This window comes from Shewanella sp. GutCb, from assembly GCF_002836135.1.
Lineage (GTDB): Bacteria > Pseudomonadota > Gammaproteobacteria > Enterobacterales > Shewanellaceae > Shewanella.
In genome coordinates, this window is sequence record NZ_PJBL01000027.1 from 137,109 (window position 1) to 154,003 (window position 16,895).

General features: G+C 43.3%; 15 protein-coding genes. 8 read left to right on the forward strand and 7 right to left on the reverse strand.

All coding sequences use genetic code 11. The features are described 5' to 3' along the window. Nucleotides 1–480 precede the first annotated feature (480 nt). The 3 genes from CXF86_RS16960 to CXF86_RS16970 all read left to right on the forward strand — a co-directional run bounded on the left by CXF86_RS16960 (nt 481) and on the right by CXF86_RS16970 (nt 3,279). Nucleotides 481–918, forward strand: coding sequence for a PaaI family thioesterase (locus tag CXF86_RS16960; protein ID WP_101092360.1), 438 nt, complete (start codon nt 481–483; stop codon nt 916–918). 107 nt (nt 919–1,025) lie between these two features. Further along, nucleotides 1,026–1,268, forward strand: coding sequence for a YgjV family protein (locus tag CXF86_RS16965; protein WP_101092359.1), 243 nt, complete (start codon nt 1,026–1,028; stop codon nt 1,266–1,268). Nucleotides 1,269–1,830: 562 nt separating this feature from the next. Further along, nucleotides 1,831–3,279 carry a catalase gene (locus tag CXF86_RS16970; protein WP_102039591.1) on the forward strand — a complete coding sequence of 483 codons (1,449 nt, stop codon included), beginning with the start codon at nt 1,831–1,833 and terminating at the stop codon, nt 3,277–3,279. A gap of 129 nt (nt 3,280–3,408) precedes the next feature. Here CXF86_RS16970 and CXF86_RS16975 read toward each other — a convergent pair whose 3' ends face one another. Then, nucleotides 3,409–3,963, reverse strand: a complete 555-nt coding sequence (locus CXF86_RS16975) for a TMEM165/GDT1 family protein (protein ID WP_101092357.1) — start codon at nt 3,961–3,963, stop codon at nt 3,409–3,411. Nucleotides 3,964–4,627: 664 nt separating this feature from the next. Here CXF86_RS16975 and CXF86_RS16980 point away from each other — a divergent pair. Further along, nucleotides 4,628–5,827, forward strand: a complete 1,200-nt coding sequence (locus tag CXF86_RS16980) for an amino acid permease (protein WP_101092356.1) — start codon at nt 4,628–4,630, stop codon at nt 5,825–5,827. A gap of 199 nt (nt 5,828–6,026) precedes the next feature. Further along, the gene (locus CXF86_RS16985; RefSeq protein WP_101092355.1) at nt 6,027–8,183 is read left to right on the forward strand and encodes a S46 family peptidase; all 2,157 of its coding nucleotides are present in this window, start codon (nt 6,027–6,029) and stop codon (nt 8,181–8,183) included. 554 nt (nt 8,184–8,737) lie between these two features. Here the strand turns inward: CXF86_RS16985 and CXF86_RS22810 are convergent. Further along, nucleotides 8,738–8,887 (reverse strand): hypothetical protein, encoded by a 150-nt coding sequence (locus CXF86_RS22810; RefSeq protein WP_180961092.1) that lies wholly within the window; start codon nt 8,885–8,887, stop codon nt 8,738–8,740. Nucleotides 8,888–9,115: 228 nt separating this feature from the next. Between CXF86_RS22810 and ompV the strand changes: the two genes are divergently transcribed. The 3 genes from ompV to CXF86_RS17000 all read left to right on the forward strand — a co-directional run bounded on the left by ompV (nt 9,116) and on the right by CXF86_RS17000 (nt 11,445). Then, nucleotides 9,116–9,889, forward strand: coding sequence for an outer membrane protein OmpV (ompV, locus tag CXF86_RS16990; RefSeq protein WP_102039592.1), 774 nt, complete (start codon nt 9,116–9,118; stop codon nt 9,887–9,889). Nucleotides 9,890–9,911: 22 nt separating this feature from the next. Continuing rightward, entirely contained in the window at nt 9,912–10,370 is a 459-nt protein-coding gene (locus tag CXF86_RS16995) for a CC0125/CC1285 family lipoprotein (RefSeq protein ID WP_101092353.1), read from the forward strand. A 184-nt stretch (nt 10,371–10,554) separates the two neighbouring features. Further along, nucleotides 10,555–11,445, forward strand: coding sequence for a VirK/YbjX family protein (locus CXF86_RS17000; protein WP_102039593.1), 891 nt, complete (start codon nt 10,555–10,557; stop codon nt 11,443–11,445). Nucleotides 11,446–12,486: 1,041 nt separating this feature from the next. Here CXF86_RS17000 and CXF86_RS17005 read toward each other — a convergent pair. The 5 genes from CXF86_RS17005 to CXF86_RS17025 all read right to left on the reverse strand — a co-directional run bounded on the left by CXF86_RS17005 (nt 12,487) and on the right by CXF86_RS17025 (nt 16,889). Continuing rightward, nucleotides 12,487–13,776 (reverse strand): ATP-binding protein, encoded by a 1,290-nt coding sequence (locus CXF86_RS17005; RefSeq protein ID WP_101092351.1) that lies wholly within the window; start codon nt 13,774–13,776, stop codon nt 12,487–12,489. A 13-nt stretch (nt 13,777–13,789) separates the two neighbouring features. Further along, nucleotides 13,790–14,494 carry a response regulator gene (locus CXF86_RS17010; RefSeq protein WP_101092350.1) on the reverse strand — a complete coding sequence of 235 codons (705 nt, stop codon included), beginning with the start codon at nt 14,492–14,494 and terminating at the stop codon, nt 13,790–13,792. A gap of 2 nt (nt 14,495–14,496) precedes the next feature. Beyond that, a complete protein-coding gene (locus CXF86_RS17015) occupies nt 14,497–14,886 on the reverse strand; it encodes a DUF3019 domain-containing protein (protein ID WP_102039594.1) in 390 nt (129 codons plus the stop codon). Between the two features lie 7 nt (nt 14,887–14,893). Beyond that, the gene (locus CXF86_RS17020; protein WP_232775032.1) at nt 14,894–15,691 is read right to left on the reverse strand and encodes a MipA/OmpV family protein; all 798 of its coding nucleotides are present in this window, start codon (nt 15,689–15,691) and stop codon (nt 14,894–14,896) included. A 478-nt stretch (nt 15,692–16,169) separates the two neighbouring features. Further along, the gene (locus CXF86_RS17025) at nt 16,170–16,889 is read right to left on the reverse strand and encodes an RNA pseudouridine synthase (RefSeq protein WP_102039596.1); all 720 of its coding nucleotides are present in this window, start codon (nt 16,887–16,889) and stop codon (nt 16,170–16,172) included. Between the last annotated feature and the right edge of the window lie 6 nt (nt 16,890–16,895).

Consider the following 16,895-nt stretch of genomic DNA (forward strand, 5'->3'; position numbering starts at 1 on the left):
CAGAGGGGTCGGTATTGCAGTTAACCAATGCTGCTAATGCACTGCCAATCATATTGATGACAAATATTTACAGCGCGCTAAAGCGAACACAGTCATTCAATGAAAATATTTAGCTGACACTGGGTGTCAGATTGACAATCGACTTTAACACTTAGTTAAGCTAGTGCTGATAAAGTTAGATTTCAATAATTGTAATTCTCAACCATTTCAGTTCAGACGACCAGTTACCCTATGGCGCGTGGTTAGGCACATAAGTTGGACGTGAAAACGTATCGACACCTAAATAATAAGCTCAATCACGCGCCTATTCTATACACCGATAACCTTCCACTTTGCCAAAAATCAATAAAGCGTTACCGTTATGGTCAACGCGATGAACTGCCGCATAATGATCAAAGACTTATACTCATCTTACCTATTTAAACTTTTTTATTTAGGCAGTAAACTGTTAACAATAACTACAAAAAATGGATGTAACAGATGTCGATTTGGTTTAGACCCGTAAGCTTAGAAACATGTGCCAAAATGGATTCAGGGATGCATGGTAAAGGCACACTGATGCAAACGATGGGGATCACGATCTCTGAAGTTGGTGATGATTATATGAAGGCGACAATGCTTGCATCACCTGCTGTACATAATCCTTTAGGTATCGTTCATGGCGGCGCTAATGTTGCTTTGGCCGAAACCGTCGCCAGCTATGCGGCAAATTTCGCGGTCGATTTTGAGCAGTATTACTGCGTTGGCCAAGAGATTAATGCTAACCATTTAAAGGCATCACGCAATGGCATGTTAACGGCAACGGCCAAACCTGTGCATCTTGGCAAGCGCAGCTCAGTATGGGAAGTGTTGATCCACAATAGTGCAGGCGAACTGTGTTGCATATCTCGAATGACTGCGGCGGTGGTAAAACGTTAATCTGTTTAACGCGCAGTAAAGTACAAATAATTGAGCGGTAAGCTGTTGCATTAGTAAACTATTGCCCATACTCAATGTATTGTTTTTTTGTAAGCCTTGGAGCTAAAATGGATAGCGCAACAATATGGGAATGGGTAGGGTATTTAGCATCGGTGGTGGTTGCCATATCGCTGATGATGTCGAATATCAAAAAGTTACGTTGGTGGAACTTGGTGGGTGCGGCTTTATTCGTCGCTTATGGCTTAGCGATTGATGCATTGCCAGTGGCTCTAGTTAACTTTTTTATCGTGCTCATCGATATTTATTATATCGTTAGGCTCTATAAAGCGGACAAAGCTACCCCAGAATAAAAAGCATTACAGTGGCTCTATAGTGGCTTGATAGTATCAGGCCACGCTGCAAACATTATTAACTTAAAGCGCTTGTTTAGTGTCATGGATTACCTGGCCCCTGATTAAACCTATTACCTATAAGGCATAGCCTCGCAACTGAGTTAATCTTTTATCTGGTGTTAAAGGTAAAACCTCATCCACATTCTCTCTACCAAACTCCAGCTTAAAATTGGTCGAACAAGTGCAGCCCTTAGCTGCATAAATCACCGGCCTAATCATACTATTACAGTCGTAATCGTCAAAACAGTTTGAGCTTATCTAATCTAATCGTTTTAACATTCCCCTATGAGCGACTACTATTACTCCATCGACATAGTTACTCGTTATGAAGATTTTAGGAGTTGTACCATGGCAACTATTTATGACCTGATCGAAACTTGGGTTAATGCTAAGCGTGATAATTCGCTTTGTTTACATGCCCTCTAGCCCGTTTGTTTTCATACTAATATATTAAATATTAAGATTTAAATCTGAAAACCGACTTTATTATAATGATTGATGTGAGTTCTAGGAGTTTATTATGGATAAGAAGAAATTGACCACAGCGTTTGGCGCCCCAGTATCTGACAACCAAAATGTTAAAACAGCAGGTAAGCGCGGTCCTATGTTGCTTGAGAATGCTTGGTTTCTTGAGAAGCTAGCTCACTTCGACCGTGAAGTAATCCCTGAGCGTCGTATGCACGCTAAAGGTTCTGGCGCTTTTGGTCGTTTCACCGTGACCCATGATATCAGCGAGTTTACCAAGGCTAAGATGTTTGAGTCTGTTGGTAAAGAGTCTGAAGTGTTTGTTCGTTTCTCGACTGTAGCTGGTGAGCGAGGTGCTGCAGATGCTGAGCGTGACATTCGCGGTTTTGCGATTAAGTTTTACACCGAACAAGGAAACTGGGATCTAGTGGGTAACAACACACCGGTCTTCTTCCTTAAAGATCCACTTAAATTCCCAGATCTTAACCATGCAGTAAAGCGTGATCCTCACACTAACATGCGTAGTGCTAACAATAACTGGGATTTCTGGACGTTATCGCCAGAGGCTCTGCATCAGATCACTATGACCATGGGTGATCGTGGTATCCCTAAGTCTTATCGTCATATGGACGGTTTTGGTTCTCACACTTACAGCTTCATCAGCACAGATGATAAGCGCTACTGGGTGAAGTTCCACTTTAAGACTCAGCAGGGGATCCAAAACTTATCAGATAAAGAAGCCGCTGAAATCATTGCTAACGATCGTGAAAGTCATCAGGCGGATCTACTGCACTCAATTGAGCAAGGTGATTTCCCTAAGTGGACCTTATATGTTCAGTTAATGGAAGAGGCTGCGGCAGGTGACTGTCCGTTTAATCCTTTCGATTTAACCAAAATTTGGCCGCACAAGGATTACCCTTTGATCCAAGTGGGTGAACTAGAGCTTAACCGTAATCCGGATAACTATTTTGCGGACGTAGAGCAGGTTGCATTTGCACCGACAACTATCGTACCTGGTATTGGCTTCTCACCGGATAAGATGTTGCAGGGACGTTTGTTCTCCTACGGTGATGCCCAGAGATATCGCCTGGGTGTAAACCATAGCCATATTCCAGTTAACGCACCTAAATGTCCGTTCCACTCTTATCACAGAGATGGGCTTATGCGCACCGATGGTAATGCGGGCCGCACAATAGGTTATGAGCCAAACTCTCAAGGTGAATGGCAGGAACAACCTGACTTTAGTGAGCCACCAATGCAGATAGATGGTGATGCCGATGCTTATAGCCATAAGGATGATGATCACTACAGTCAAGCAGGTGACCTGTTTAGATTGATGGGAAGTGATGAGCAGCAAAGATTGTTTGCCAATACGGCAGCTCAAGTTGGCGGCGCTGATCGACACATTCAGATCCGACACATCCAGAACTGTATGAAGGCTGATGTCGCTTACGGCGAAGGTCTTGCTAAGGTGCTCGGTATTAGTGCAGACGAGCTTAAGTAAAGGCAACAGCGAGTTAAAAGTCGCTAGGGGCTATAAGCTAAGCACCAAATACAGCTAGAAACCGAAGTTGCGGGTTAAGAACTGAGCGTTATCTCAGCCTTAGCTCGCAACTCGTTGTTAGCGCAACGGTTAAAACAGCAACGTTGCCACACCCAGTAAGGCGAAGAGTACGGCGCAGCCGCGATGGATCCAATGCAGAGGCAGTTTTTCAGCGCTAAAGTGACCGGCGATGACCACTGGAACATTGGCAATCAACATGCCCAGCGTAGTGCCCATCACCACCATGGCAAGTGCATCATATTTAGCGGAAAGTACTACGGTGGCTATTTGAGTTTTATCGCCCATCTCGGCAATAAAAAATAGGAAGAAAGTGGCTAAGAAAGGCCCCATCGCGTAAAAGCGGCTCTCCTCTTTATCGATTTTATCGGGAATAAGCACCCACAGTGCGATCGCAAAAAATGAACCCGCAACTAAGTAGCGCGCAATATCAGGGTTAATATAACCGATGGCCCATTGGCCTAACCAAGCAGCGGCAAAGTGGTTTGCAAGTGTGGATAGAAAAATGCCAAGAATAATGGCGGTCTTATTTTTGAAACGTACGGCTAAAACCAGCGCGAGTAGTTGAGTTTTATCACCGATTTCGGCGATAGCAACAGTAAAGGTAGAGGCGAGAAAGGCTTCCAATAGTATTTCCTATATCGGGGAGGCAAAATTCCAAGCACAATACACCCCTCCCCAATATGAGTGGCATTGTGCTCAGGTCTTACTGGGTTAACGACATAAGTCATTAACTGTAAGTACCACGGCGTATGGCCAATTATGTTGATACTTACTCAATCGATGCACACTTATTGCAAAGATTGATAGCTACTCCCCCGAAGCAGAGGCGAGCATTATAGTGGTTAGTGGACCAATATCAATGCTAAAAAAGCTATCAACGCCTCAAAATTGAGCAAAAAAAGTCAAACGTAAACTAACTGTTACTAAGGCTTTACAAGCTTATTGTCGATTCGTACTAAGTTGATTTTATGCTATGCCGATGTCTTGCCCACGCGGTTCGTAGCTGTTAATGTCGCTAACAGTCATTTTTTAGAGAAAGAGTCGTAATGAAACAATCTTATCGATATTGCCCTCGATTTATACCGCCTCAGTGGCAAAGTTGATAAGGTGAATATCCATATTATTTAACTAAGCCGTTGGGGCCAATTGGAATCGCTAAGGTTGATGATGACCAGATTCGATTGGGGGCTGTTAATAGTATTGTTAACGTGCGAAAAGATCTCTCCCTCAAAGTCGTTCTAAATCTGACCTACCAAAAATAAATTATAAAATCTAACAGGACAATTTTGTGAACTCAAAAATACTTGGCTCAATCGCCATTGTAGCTGGAACGGCAATTGGTGGTGGTATGTTGGCATTGCCACTGGCTACTGCTTCTTTAGGTACTATCCCTGCACTGTTTTTATTGGTGCTAATTTGGGGGGTATCTATCTATACCTCGTTATTAATGCTCGAAATTAACTTACGTGCAGGCGTTGGTCTAAATGTACATGCCATTACGGGTAAAACTTTGGGTAAAGTCGGTCAACTTATTCAAGGTGGCTCATTTCTAAGTTTATTATTTGCGTTAACCATGGTCTATCTAATGGGGGGCTCATCGCTACTAGAGTCTAAGATGCAACTGGTTGGCATGAAAATGGACAATCAACTTGCTGTATTGATGTTTACCGCTATTTTTGGTGGCTTCATTGCGGTGGGTGTACGTTGGATTGATAAAGTTTCGCGTGTGTTATTCACCTCTATGATCGCCTTGTTAGTTATAGTGGTTGCCTATCTACTCCCTGAAGTCGATATGAGCCTGATGATGAATAGTTCAACTACAGGCATGGTTGGCGGCAGTGATTTAACTAACTTGTGGTTAGCGGCGATTCCGATTGTGTTTACCTCTTTTGGTTTCCACGTTTGTATTGCGACCATAGTGCGCTATTTAGATGGTGATGCGGTGTCACTGCGTAAAGTGCTTATTATTGGTTCTACCATTCCATTGGTTTGCTACATTTTGTGGTTAATGGTGACGTTAGGCACGCTGGGTGGCAAAACAGTTTACGGTTTTGAAGGCTCACTACCCTTGCTTGTCACTGCACTTCAAGGGGTCGCTGACTCGGCTATTTTACAGCAGTTTATCGACCTATTTGCCAACCTCGCGTTGGTGACGTCTTTCCTTGGCGTGACCATGAGTTTGTTTGATTATGTGGCGGAGCTAACGCGTGCAAAAAATAATGCATTCGGCCGAGCTCAAACCTGGCTCATCACTTTTATCCCACCACTCTTGTGTGCGCTTTATTACCCTGACGGCTTCTTTAAAGTGCTCGGGTTTGCCGCTATTCCATTGGTGGTGATGATTATTTTCTTACCTATAGTCATGGCTCTTGGTCAACGTAAGCAAAACTTAGGCGGTTATCAAGTCAGTGGCGGAACCGCTGCCATGGGCATTGCAGGCTTGCTAGGTGCAGGGATTATTGCCGCGCAGTTGTGGGTTGCTTTATAAAGCGTTGCCAACATACAGTAATCGCTTTGTAACAGATTAATTTAGAGTCTGTTTCTTGGCTAACATCTTGTGCTAAAGTCGAGCATCAATATTTGCATATTGGGCTCGGCTTTTTTGTATCTAGCCGTCTCATAAATCGATATTACAGCAAGTAAAAATAACAATAATCCTAAAATATCTAAAAAATGGACTTAACAAAATGAAGAAATGGCTTTTGACAGTCGCTATGGCGACCTCTTTTGGTGCAGTAGCTGACGAAGGTATGTGGCAACCCTACCAACTTCCTGCCATGGCAGACGAGCTAAAGGCAAAGGGACTTGAAATAGATGTTAACTCAATTTCAAAACTCACCGAATTTCCAATGAATGCCGTGATCAGCCTTGGCGGCTGTACGGCATCATTTGTGTCGCCAAAAGGCCTTGTAGTGACGAACCATCACTGTGCTTATGGCTCAATTCAATACAACTCAACCCCTGAAAAAAACTTACTGCGTGATGGCTTTTTAGCTAAGTCTTTCGGCGAAGAGCTTGCGGCAACACCGGGTTCGCGCATCTTCGTTACCGAAGACGTTAGCGAGGTGACCGATAAAATAAAATCGGGACTTGAGAGCAAGACAGGAAACGCATTTTATCAAGGCATTGAGCAAAGAGAGAAAGGTTTAGTCGCAGAGTGCGAAAAAGAAGATGGCTACCGCTGTCAGGTTTATAGCTTCCACGGCGGTCTTGAGTATTACTTAGTTAAGCAGCTAGAAATTCGCGATGTGCGTTTAGTATATAACCCAGCAGCAAGCGTGGGTAAGTACGGCGGCGATATCGATAACTGGATGTGGCCACGCCATACTGGTGACTTCTCTTTCTACCGCGCTTATGTATCTAAAGACGGTAAGCCAGCAGATTTTAGCCAAGACAACGTACCGTACGAGCCAAAGAGCTTCTTGAAAGTATCGGCAAAAGGCGTCAGCGACGGTGACTTTGTGATGGTGGCAGGTTACCCAGGCCGTACCAATCGTTACCGCACAGCCAATGAAGTGGAAAACACCTTTGAATGGGCGTATCCAGAAGGAAAAATGCTGCGCGAACGCTTTATCGACATTATTAAAGAAACCGCACCAGAGGGCAGTGATGAGCGTATTAAGTACGAAAGCTTAATCGCTGGTCTTGCTAATTACGCGAAAAACTTTACCTCAATGATCGAGTTCTACGGTAAGTCGACTATGTTGGCAGACCGAAAAGGGCGTGAAGCAGAGCTAACCACTTGGATCAACCAAGACAGCAAGCGCAAAGCCAAGTATGGCGAAACCCTTGCCAAGCTCGATAAGTTGATTGCCGAAGGTAACGAGCATCAAGCTCGCGACATTATCTTAGGTTACATCGGTTACACCACTATGGTGCCAACGGCACGTAAACTCTATCGTTTAGCCAATGAGAAAACGCTAGACGATATGGCGCGTGAACCAGGTTACCAAGAGCGCGACATGATCCGCTTTAAATCAAGCATGGAGCGTATCGACCGTCGTTATGCGGCAAGTGTTGATAAAGCCGTACTGTTTGATTTACTCAGTCGTTATGCGGCACTGCCTGCTGATGAGCGAGTGAAGGCACTGGATAGCGCTTTTGGTATTGGCAAGAAGTTCGATGCCAAGAAGCTGCAAAAGACACTGGATAAGATGTACGCCAAAACCGATCTTGATAAACAAGATGTGCGTTTAACGTGGATGGACAAGTCAGTAACAGACTTCAACAAATCTAACGATCCTTTCATCAAGTTTGCTGTTGCCATGTATGACACAGACATGAAAGAAGAGCAGAAAGACAAGGAGCATGCGGGTGAGTTAATGAAGGTTCGTCCTATGTATATGGACGCCATCATCGCTTATAACCGTGAGCAAGGTAAGCCAGTTTACGCAGATGCCAACTCAAGCCTACGTGTCACAGTCGGTCATGTTAAAGGTTACTCGCCTGAAGATGGCATGCGCGCAGAACCGTTTACGCGCCTTGAAGGTATTTTGGCGAAAGACACGGGTGCCGATCCATTCGATGCGCCGTCTAAGCAGCTTGAACTTATTAAGAATAAGCAGTACGGCGATTACTATGTGAAGTCGTTAGATTCTGTACCAGTGAACTTCCTATCGACGCTTGATACCACCGGTGGTAACTCAGGTTCACCTACCTTAAACGGTCGTGCAGAGCTAGTCGGTCTACTGTTTGACGGTGTGTACGAAAGTATCATTGGTGATTGGGGTTACGATCCTGAGACTAACCGTTCTATTCAGGTAGATAGTCGTTATATGCTTTGGGTGATGAAGTACCTTGATCATGCAGATAACTTGCTTGAAGAGATGGAAATTGTGCATTAATGATTTGAATAATCATTAATGGTTGTTTGAATGGCAAAAGCCGAAATACTTAGGTGTTTCGGCTTTTTTGTATCTTGTGCGTGGGATAGGGAGTTCAGCCGCACGCTGGTGGTTGAGATAATCAAACTCCGTTTGATAAAAGTCGTGGCGCTTCGCCCACACCCGAGCAAGGAGGACTGCTCGTCCTTATCAAGAACTTCCTTGTTCAAAAGCCAGCTCGCCTTCCATGGCTCTCGCTCAAAGAGTGCATCGTAATGAACTTCGCCCTTGCATCCACCATGACGCCCCGACGAAGTTACATGCGTTGAGTACAGGCCTCATGCTTGTGGATAAATAGCTAACGCTTCCGATGGGACATCTGATGTAAATGGATTTACAAATGCCGTGATGGCATGGATGCCAAGGAGTGGACTGTCCCGCGAAAGCTATACCCACGTCTGATAGGCAGGATGCCTGAATGTCTTGAAGTGCATGGATGCACGGGAAAGACCGTGTGGGCATTACGGCTCTTTCTTCAACATACTTCGGCAACTTCGATGGGGAATTGGTGTTTTCTATTCGTTACATGGGGTACTGACTTCGATGTTCTTAATTGAAAGCACAATAGCTGGAGTCTTGAGCTTTTCTAACCCAGTGCAGATACGGTCGTGACCATCCATGACATGGATGTCATGGATGTCATGGATGTTATGGCGAGCTTCCATGGACGGACTTGCTGCGAGTCACGGGCGTATCTGCACATACGCCGACCGCAGGTCATTGGAACCACAGATGGATGATTGAAACCCAATGTAAACTTTTAACTGCTGAACAATGCCGACGAGTAGCACAACCAAATGTACCGCTAGGATACATTCGGATACAGAGTCAAAATTACAAGTCGAATATAGTGGCCTCACAGTCACTCGACAGATGTAAAAAAGGATTTGAAAATGAAAAAATTATGCTTCGCTATCACAGCAATTTTGGTCTCTAGCCACGCCGTTGCTGACGGTAATACCTATATTCGTAACGGTAATATATACAGCCATCAGGGCCAGTATTTTGCAGGAGCAGGCGCTGCGACTGGCAGTGAATTCTATAAGGGCCAAGACCATAAATCGGGTGTTTACCTTAACGGTGGTTACCATGGCGAAGACTTTAACGCCGATCTTGCAGGCATTAACTACCGCTTTTTTGGTGATAACGATAGCAAAATTAACTTCAGTGCCTTTGTTGTGGCAAACCCAGGCTTTGACTCTAGCGATGCCGATATTTTGAAGGGCATGAAGGATCGTAAGGTTAGCGGTGATTTAGGTTTAAACGCTGATATTCATCTCGGTAAAGGCACATTTTCAACTAAATTTCAGCACGATGTAACCGGTGTATATGATGGCTATCAAGCAGACATAACCTATTACCACCCAATGAATATAGGCTTCGCAGATATCGTACCTTACGCTGGCGTACATTATTTCAGTAAAGACTATGTTGATTACTACGCGGGTGTATCAAAGTCTGATGCTACAACTAAACGCTCCGCTTATAAAGGCAGCGGCGCATTTGCTTATAAAGCGGGTTATGCCTTGGTCGTTCCTATTACTGAGCATCTCGATATCACTCAGGCTACTGGGTATTCGCACTTAGGCACGGATATGGCTGATTCCCCCCTTATCGACAGTAAAAATCAGTGGGTTACGACGTTAGGCGTGAACTATAGCTTCTAATCAATCTGGATAAGAAAAACCAATGAAATCATTTAAAAATATATTCGTGATTGTGGGGCTAGCACTCATGCTAGCTGCTTGCGCGACACCCTACGATACAGAGAAAAACTTTTGGTCTTTCGGAAAAGGGTTTGAAACGGTGCAGATAGCACCAGACAGCTGGCAAATTAGTTTTGTCGGCAACACTAATACAGACAGAGCATTGACAAGAAAGTACGTCATGCTTAAGTCTGCAGAACTGTGTCAACAGGCTGGGTTCCCCTATTTTACCTTCACTAACGAGCAGACCAATCGCGATTCTGTTGGTCAATTCGGTGTCGGTACAACCAGCAGTAATGATCTACTTTGGGGCAGTTCTACTATTGATAAAGAAACCTCAACTGTCGTAGAAGTTACTGGCCTAAATAGTAAAGATCCTAACACTGGCTCTCGAGTGTATGACACCAATTATATTATTGGCCATGTCAGTATTGAAGGTTAGTTATCTAAATTTTGGCGCCGCTTATTATTTATAGCGCCTTTAATAAAGCACTTTAAATAACTCCCCCCCCCCAAAGAGATGTACCTGTTGGGGGGTATTCTTCCCGACGCAGCTATAGCGCTGTATTGTTTCAATATTAAAGTTGTGCACTTGTTATTTGAATTAAACATTTGAGAAAAACATCATGAATATAATTGGCATGGCGATTGAAGCTAGTAGTCTTAAAAGCAAGGGGAAGATAAAGTTTATAATTAAATTCATCATTCGAGCTTTGTTGAATTACCCTCACATAAAAAAGATGAATGACAATTTCTATCATGGTGAACGAAAAGCACTCTGTAAAAATCAACCAGATTTCCTGACTAAATTTTTAAAGCCTTACTTACGAACTGGACATAGTAAAAAAGAAATTATTGAAATTTTGATTAACCACTACAACTGGTTTGAACGCAAGTTTTCAGCCGATGCTCGCCATCAAATATATAATAGTCGATTAACACTTCACAGGATAGATATTGATGATCAATATTATTTAATCAATCTGTCATTTCATCTTAATCCGACAATGGAAGGGGAACTTACTCTTTCACTTACAGACTCAAAATATAAAAGATGTTATATTGTTTCATTTACAGTTGTCGATAATGATATTTATATTGGCTGTGTACAAGGCGGGGCTCATGATAATGGTTTTAGCCGATTATTTACCAAGGCGATTTATGGATTACGTCCTAAATCGTTTATGGTCGAAACATTACGCTTACTCGCCATTAATCTGGGAATAAGAGATATATATGCCGTAAAGGATTCAAGGCATATATATACTGCTAGACGTTACGGTCTAAAAAGAAGAAGAAAAACAATTAATCTTAATTATGACCGCTTGTGGGAAGAGCATAATGGTGAATCTCATGATGATTTTTTCTACAAACTACCGATTAATTCTGCTCGTAAATCAATGGAAGATATCAAGCGACCAAAACGAAAAATGTATCGTGAACGCTATACGTGGCTGGATGGCTACGGCCAATCACTGAAGAATACGCTTGATGAATACATAGAAAGGCATGATTAATGGCACAAGGGGTAATATCGCCCCTCCGGCAGCCTAAATGCACATTATGTTGCGAGAAAATGCTCCATAAAAACCTCGTTCGGAGACTTATATTCCAGTGAGGCTCTTCCTCTGGTATTGAGCGGGTGTCTTTTAAGGTGAGTTTTTATATTACTTCAGCTTATAGTGGAAATGATTCCGTTGAACTAAACAAACCATAAGCTGATTATGATTTTCAGGATTAAAAGATAGAGCTATTTCTAAGCGCTAAAGTGTTTTTATTTAAGTTGTCGATTAACAATCATAAATTCTCGCTATTATATGGGGGTAAACTAGATCTTAATGATGAGGAAGTAATCTAATTATTTTTACCTTTTAATAATTGAAAGTTAAAAGTGAGATAAATAGACATGCTTATCCCATTGGTTGATGATTATGGAGCGCGCTAATGCTATCAACTCTTTTTAAAAATACGCCCCCTGTAACCATTCCACAGATAAAACAATTGATAACAGCGATTCAACGCTAGTTAAAACTTCCAAACATGGGTATGAATTAATTTTTAATATATTTTATGGGTTAATAAAGTAGGTTTAACTTGTTATTTAAAATAAAGGTGCAACCTATTTTTTAGGGGCTTTGAAGGCTGTTAATGTATTTTTAAATGGGGTAAACCTAAGGCTTAGGCACAGAGTATTATTTTAATTTAAATTAAGTGGTTGAAAACTTAGAACCAAGTTTAAAGCTAATACTCGTTTTTGATAGTGAAACCGACGGTTCTAGTGATGGCGGGATAAATATGTATACAGGTTTACTCATTCAAGAAAGGCAGATGAATACATTAGTTAGTACTAGTGGTTCAGTCTTTTCTGGAGAAACAGATCTATTTCAATAAAATCCTCTGGGAGAAAGGGGGGCATTTTATTTACTCTTAACACAGCACTAGGTGAACATTGGATGACGGCTGAAGAGTTCGCTAAATATGATTTCGCGACGGTGAATTAGTCAATGTTTTAGCTCATTTATGTTCACATACTCACTGTGTTTATGTGAACATACACTTTAATGTAATTTAAATTGCAGCGACATACGTGCGCCACCTAATGCAGGAGCACGACTAATGGATAGTTGCGATCCCATCCACACGCCAATGCGATTAACAATTGCTAAACCCATGCCGTGACCCGCATTGCCTCGGCTTTGTTGGCCGCGCACAAAAGGCTTAATCACTTGCTCCGCTTCCTCTGCATCAATGCCTTGGCCATCATCATCAACATGTATCCACACTGCATCATCTTCAATGTCTACTAATACTTGCACCTTTGACTGACCAAACCGCTCGGCATTACTGAGTAGATTACTCACTTGCATCGACAGATATTTAGGATCTGTGTTGACGGTTAGCGGCTGCGTATAGGGGATAAACTCGAGCGAGTGATTGCAGTCTACTTGGGTTGCAAGTTTGCTTTGCAGCCAAGTATTTAACTCTATGGGTTGCAGTTCTGGTTGTATATTGGCTTGATCAAGACGAGCGTAACTGAGCAGCGTCATCACCAACTCTTCCATGGTGTTTAGATCTTGATTAAGCCGCCGGAAGTACTTAACTCGTAACTGCTCGTTTTTAGTTTCCTCTAGCGCTTCAATGCCGAATCTAAGTCGGGCAATCGGAGTTTTTAGATCATGGGAGACTGCTCGGCTAAGCAGTTTATTGTCATCGAGCAGTTGTTGGATCCGATCGGCCATGCGGTTGAATTCAGTCTCAATCGAGGCAATGTAAGAGGTCTTATTCACAGCCATCCGTTGTTGCAACTCTCCCATACCAAAGGCTTTAGTCACTCTGCTCAAATGGAGCAATTGCCGGATTAAAGGCGATACCCACACCAGCATAATCACAACGACCCCGCCGTAAAAGAGCATGGTATAAAGTTCGTTAAGATCTGAATTGGCATCCACTGGTGTCGTTAGGCCTGTATTAATGTTGAGTACTTGGCCTGTCTTGGGCATCAGGTAATGCAACGAGATCCCTTCATCGGACTCTAGCATCAGGGATGCCTCGGTATCAAACTGTAGTTTAAGCGGTTCAGGCAAGAAAAATTCAGTTTCAGCAATGAGTGATAATTGCTCTGAATTGTGCTGGTTCCAGTTGTCGATAAAGGGAGTATTACTGGCGGTTTCGTTATCTAAACTCCGTGACAGAGCAACGCCTAAAAGAGTTAATGCCGCGAGGTGCTCAGTGGTGCTGGGAGTTTCTGTCTCTGGGTTTTGCAGTGCGGCAAATTCACTAATCGACCAGCCTAGGCTGGTAATCGTGGCCAAAACCGCAAGCACTAATGAGATGATTAACTTTCTCATGACGTTAAACCGATCATGAGTCAGTCTCTCCTTTATCACGACAAAATAGGTAGCCTTTACCGCGAATGGTTTTAATTTTATAGGGTTGATTTTGAGCTTCGAGCAGTTTTTTTCGTAACCGTGACACGCGGATATCGACTGAGCGATCCAGACCGTCGTATTCAAAGCCGCGTAGCTCAGAGACGAGTTCGATGCGGCTAACAACTTGGCCTACCTTTAAAGCCAATAACCAAAATACATCAAATTCATTGGCATTCAACTCTAACGATTCTTGGCCAACCGTAACGGACTTAGCCGTTGCATCGAGTATCAAAGATTCAAACACCAGTTGCTGCTTGATCTTGTCATCATTAGCTCTGCGTAATAAGGCTTTAATGCGTGCTAGTAAGACTTGTGGACGAATAGGCTTAGTGAGGTAGTCATCAGCGCCAACATCTAGCCCTTGAATTTCATCACCATCTTCAACACAGGCAGTCATAAAAAGAATCGGGCCTGAATAAAAGGCTCTTGCTTCTTTGCATACATCGAATCCGTTTTTAACCGGCAGCATCACATCTAATAACACTAAGTCTGGTTGCTCTTCAGCGATCATCTCTAAGGCATAGTCACCTTGGCTGGCAACGGTGATCCCGTAGCCGTGTTCAAGGAGGTAATCACTGATCCATTCTGCCAGTGATGCATCGTCCTCGACGATTAAGATATGTTTTTCAACTGACATTCTTAAAATAATCTCCAACCTGACTGACTTTGTTTAGGCGCTTTATAGACCCAGGTAACAACGACTTTCACTTTTGCCAGAGATCTAGCGTCATCGCTCCTCACAAGGCTAAAAGTTGTGGTTTTATCCCCTTCAAAACTATATGGATACTCTTGTACGGCGGCTCCATTCCAGCAGGCGAGCTGATGCTGACTTTGAGACAATACTAAACAATAGTGACCAACCTCTGGCGTTTTCCAGCGGAACAACACATCTTGATAGCAAGTTTGGCCTTTATGTAGCGCAACACAGCGTTCCGGCGTTGCGGTAAAGACGATTGACGACTCCTCACTCCAAGCTATTGTTGGGTTAAGGAGTAATAGGAGCGCTAAGCACAGATAGAAATTATTCATGTGTCCCCTAAAATACATAACTGATTGAGGCGTTAAAAAACGACACATAATCAGCCTGATTAAAGGGGCTTTCAGTGACTTCATCTGGCAGCACATTGACGCGGTACATCGCGCGGAATACAAAACTTTCGCTAATGGGGTAAGCGACGCCGACTTCCAAGCCATAGCTAAACGAACTGCCTGGATGGTACTCGGGAAATAGCTCAGTAGCTTCATCGCTACCGACACCAAAAAGATTGCGATTCAAAGTGGATGACGAGTATTCGATGCTGCCTAATGCATGAAAGTTCCAGTTTCGAACTTGCCAAGACTTACCCAGTCGGGCTGTGCTTTGGATCCCTTGATCATTCAAATAGTCACTGACTATTCGGTACTGAAATACGTAATTGCCATCCCAATAACGTGTAGCTCGAAATCCCGCGCCAACATAGAGAGACTCTTCAGACAATAAATAAGCGTTACGGCCCGCTTCATTGAGAGTGGAGGGGTCGACATCTTCTGGCCGTGCCCAAGTACTTTTGAGATTTGCGGCTAAAAAATCGAGTGACCAATTATCAGAGTTCCAGAAATTAAACCCTAAATTAATGCCATCTTGAGATTGATGCACCATCTCAACAAATAGCCCTTTGTACTGGTACATACCGCTAATCAATAATGATGGCTGCACAGCTTGATAATCTGTTTGACGAATATCGACTTTATTAACGCCGTAAACGCTAGCCCCGAGCTCAAAGTAACCACCGTTAGCAAGGCGATTGTCGACTCCACCGGTGACACTGCTGGCAATATCAGATGCTGAAGCCATTACAGGAATAAAAATCATTATTAAGAGCAGTGTTTGAAGGACACACTGCCGTATATCACGACAAATATTAATCATGAGCTGGCGTCACATATTAGATAAATTGTTGGGATTTTAGTTAGCAAAACGAAGCTCCACTCCATTGTGACATCATGTTTCATTACGTCCTTAATTTCTGATTCGTGGTGGGACATTCATCCTGCATTTATCACCATGAATGGCATCAGCTAGATTTTTGCTCTGCTAATGCAGACTGGACTCAGCCGTATATGCCAAAAATAGAACGTTCTATCACGTTAAATGGCTGAGAAATATTATACAAAGCTATAACCACGAAGCGCAAGGCTGCGCACATAAAAGTCTCAAAACATTAAAGCTGGCAGCACGTTGGGTGTATGTGTACAGCGATTGTTGCAGCGGCAAGTCTGGGAGGCCATTGACGATGGATGAGTGTTGGAGAATTTACTCTTTAATATTAGTGCTACTTTGCTAATGATGCTTTTAGCTGAGACAACTCAGCTTCTGTTAATTGGCGCATTTTGCCTTCCGCCAAATCAGCCAAACTCAAACTCTGAATCGAAATACGTTTAAGGTCGATAACCTTATACCCGAGTGCCTGTGACATACGGCGTATTTGCCTATTTAGCCCTTGGGTGAGGACTATTTGATAACTATCGTCAGTTAAACGACTCATGTTACAGGGCAGGGTTGTAACGTCCTTGTAGCTAACTCCTGCTGCCATCTGTAATAGAAATTCATCACTGAAATGTCGGTCCACTGTAACGTGATAGGTCTTGCAGTGACCAAAATCAGGGTGCATTAATTGGTGAGCAAGTTCACCATCGTTGGTTAACATCAATAGACCGCGAGAATCTTTGTCGAGACGCCCCACTGGATACAGTCGTGGCGATTCAGGCAGTAAATGCCACAAGCTATTAGGCAAGTCAGCGAGCAGGCGACTATCGGTGCCAACGGCTTTATTGAATAACCAATAAGCTTTGGCTTCAACGGCGGCGATAAGCTTACCATTGACTAAGAGTTGCTCTTGGCAACGCAGGCCGTCGGGTGTCTCGAGTAACGTCACTGTATCAATGTGGTTCGCGAGGCGGCTATCAATCATTACATGGCCATCTCTGATTAAGCGAGTCGCGGCGCGGCGCGAACAGCAACCGGTTAAGGCGAGGTATTTAGCGAGTCTCATGGTTGG

Bases quoted from the DNA above. Each gene is read 5' to 3' on its own strand.
- CXF86_RS16960 (WP_101092360.1), top strand. From the start codon at position 481: ATGTCGATTTGGTTTAGACCCGTAAGCTTAGAAACATGTGCCAAAATG.
- CXF86_RS16965 (WP_101092359.1), top strand. From the start codon at position 1,026: ATGGATAGCGCAACAATATGGGAATGGGTAGGGTATTTAGCATCGGTG.
- CXF86_RS16970 (WP_102039591.1), top strand. From the start codon at position 1,831: ATGGATAAGAAGAAATTGACCACAGCGTTTGGCGCCCCAGTATCTGAC.
- CXF86_RS16985 (WP_101092355.1), top strand. From the start codon at position 6,027: ATGAAGAAATGGCTTTTGACAGTCGCTATGGCGACCTCTTTTGGTGCA.
- CXF86_RS22810 (WP_180961092.1), bottom strand. From the start codon at position 8,887: ATGGAAGCTCGCCATAACATCCATGACATCCATGACATCCATGTCATG.
- ompV (WP_102039592.1), top strand. From the start codon at position 9,116: ATGAAAAAATTATGCTTCGCTATCACAGCAATTTTGGTCTCTAGCCAC.
- CXF86_RS16995 (WP_101092353.1), top strand. From the start codon at position 9,912: ATGAAATCATTTAAAAATATATTCGTGATTGTGGGGCTAGCACTCATG.
- CXF86_RS17000 (WP_102039593.1), top strand. From the start codon at position 10,555: ATGAATATAATTGGCATGGCGATTGAAGCTAGTAGTCTTAAAAGCAAG.
- CXF86_RS17005 (WP_101092351.1), bottom strand. From the start codon at position 13,776: ATGAGAAAGTTAATCATCTCATTAGTGCTTGCGGTTTTGGCCACGATT.
- CXF86_RS17010 (WP_101092350.1), bottom strand. From the start codon at position 14,494: ATGTCAGTTGAAAAACATATCTTAATCGTCGAGGACGATGCATCACTG.
- CXF86_RS17015 (WP_102039594.1), bottom strand. From the start codon at position 14,886: ATGAATAATTTCTATCTGTGCTTAGCGCTCCTATTACTCCTTAACCCA.
- CXF86_RS17020 (WP_232775032.1), bottom strand. From the start codon at position 15,691: ATGGCTTCAGCATCTGATATTGCCAGCAGTGTCACCGGTGGAGTCGAC.
- CXF86_RS17025 (WP_102039596.1), bottom strand. From the start codon at position 16,889: ATGAGACTCGCTAAATACCTCGCCTTAACCGGTTGCTGTTCGCGCCGC.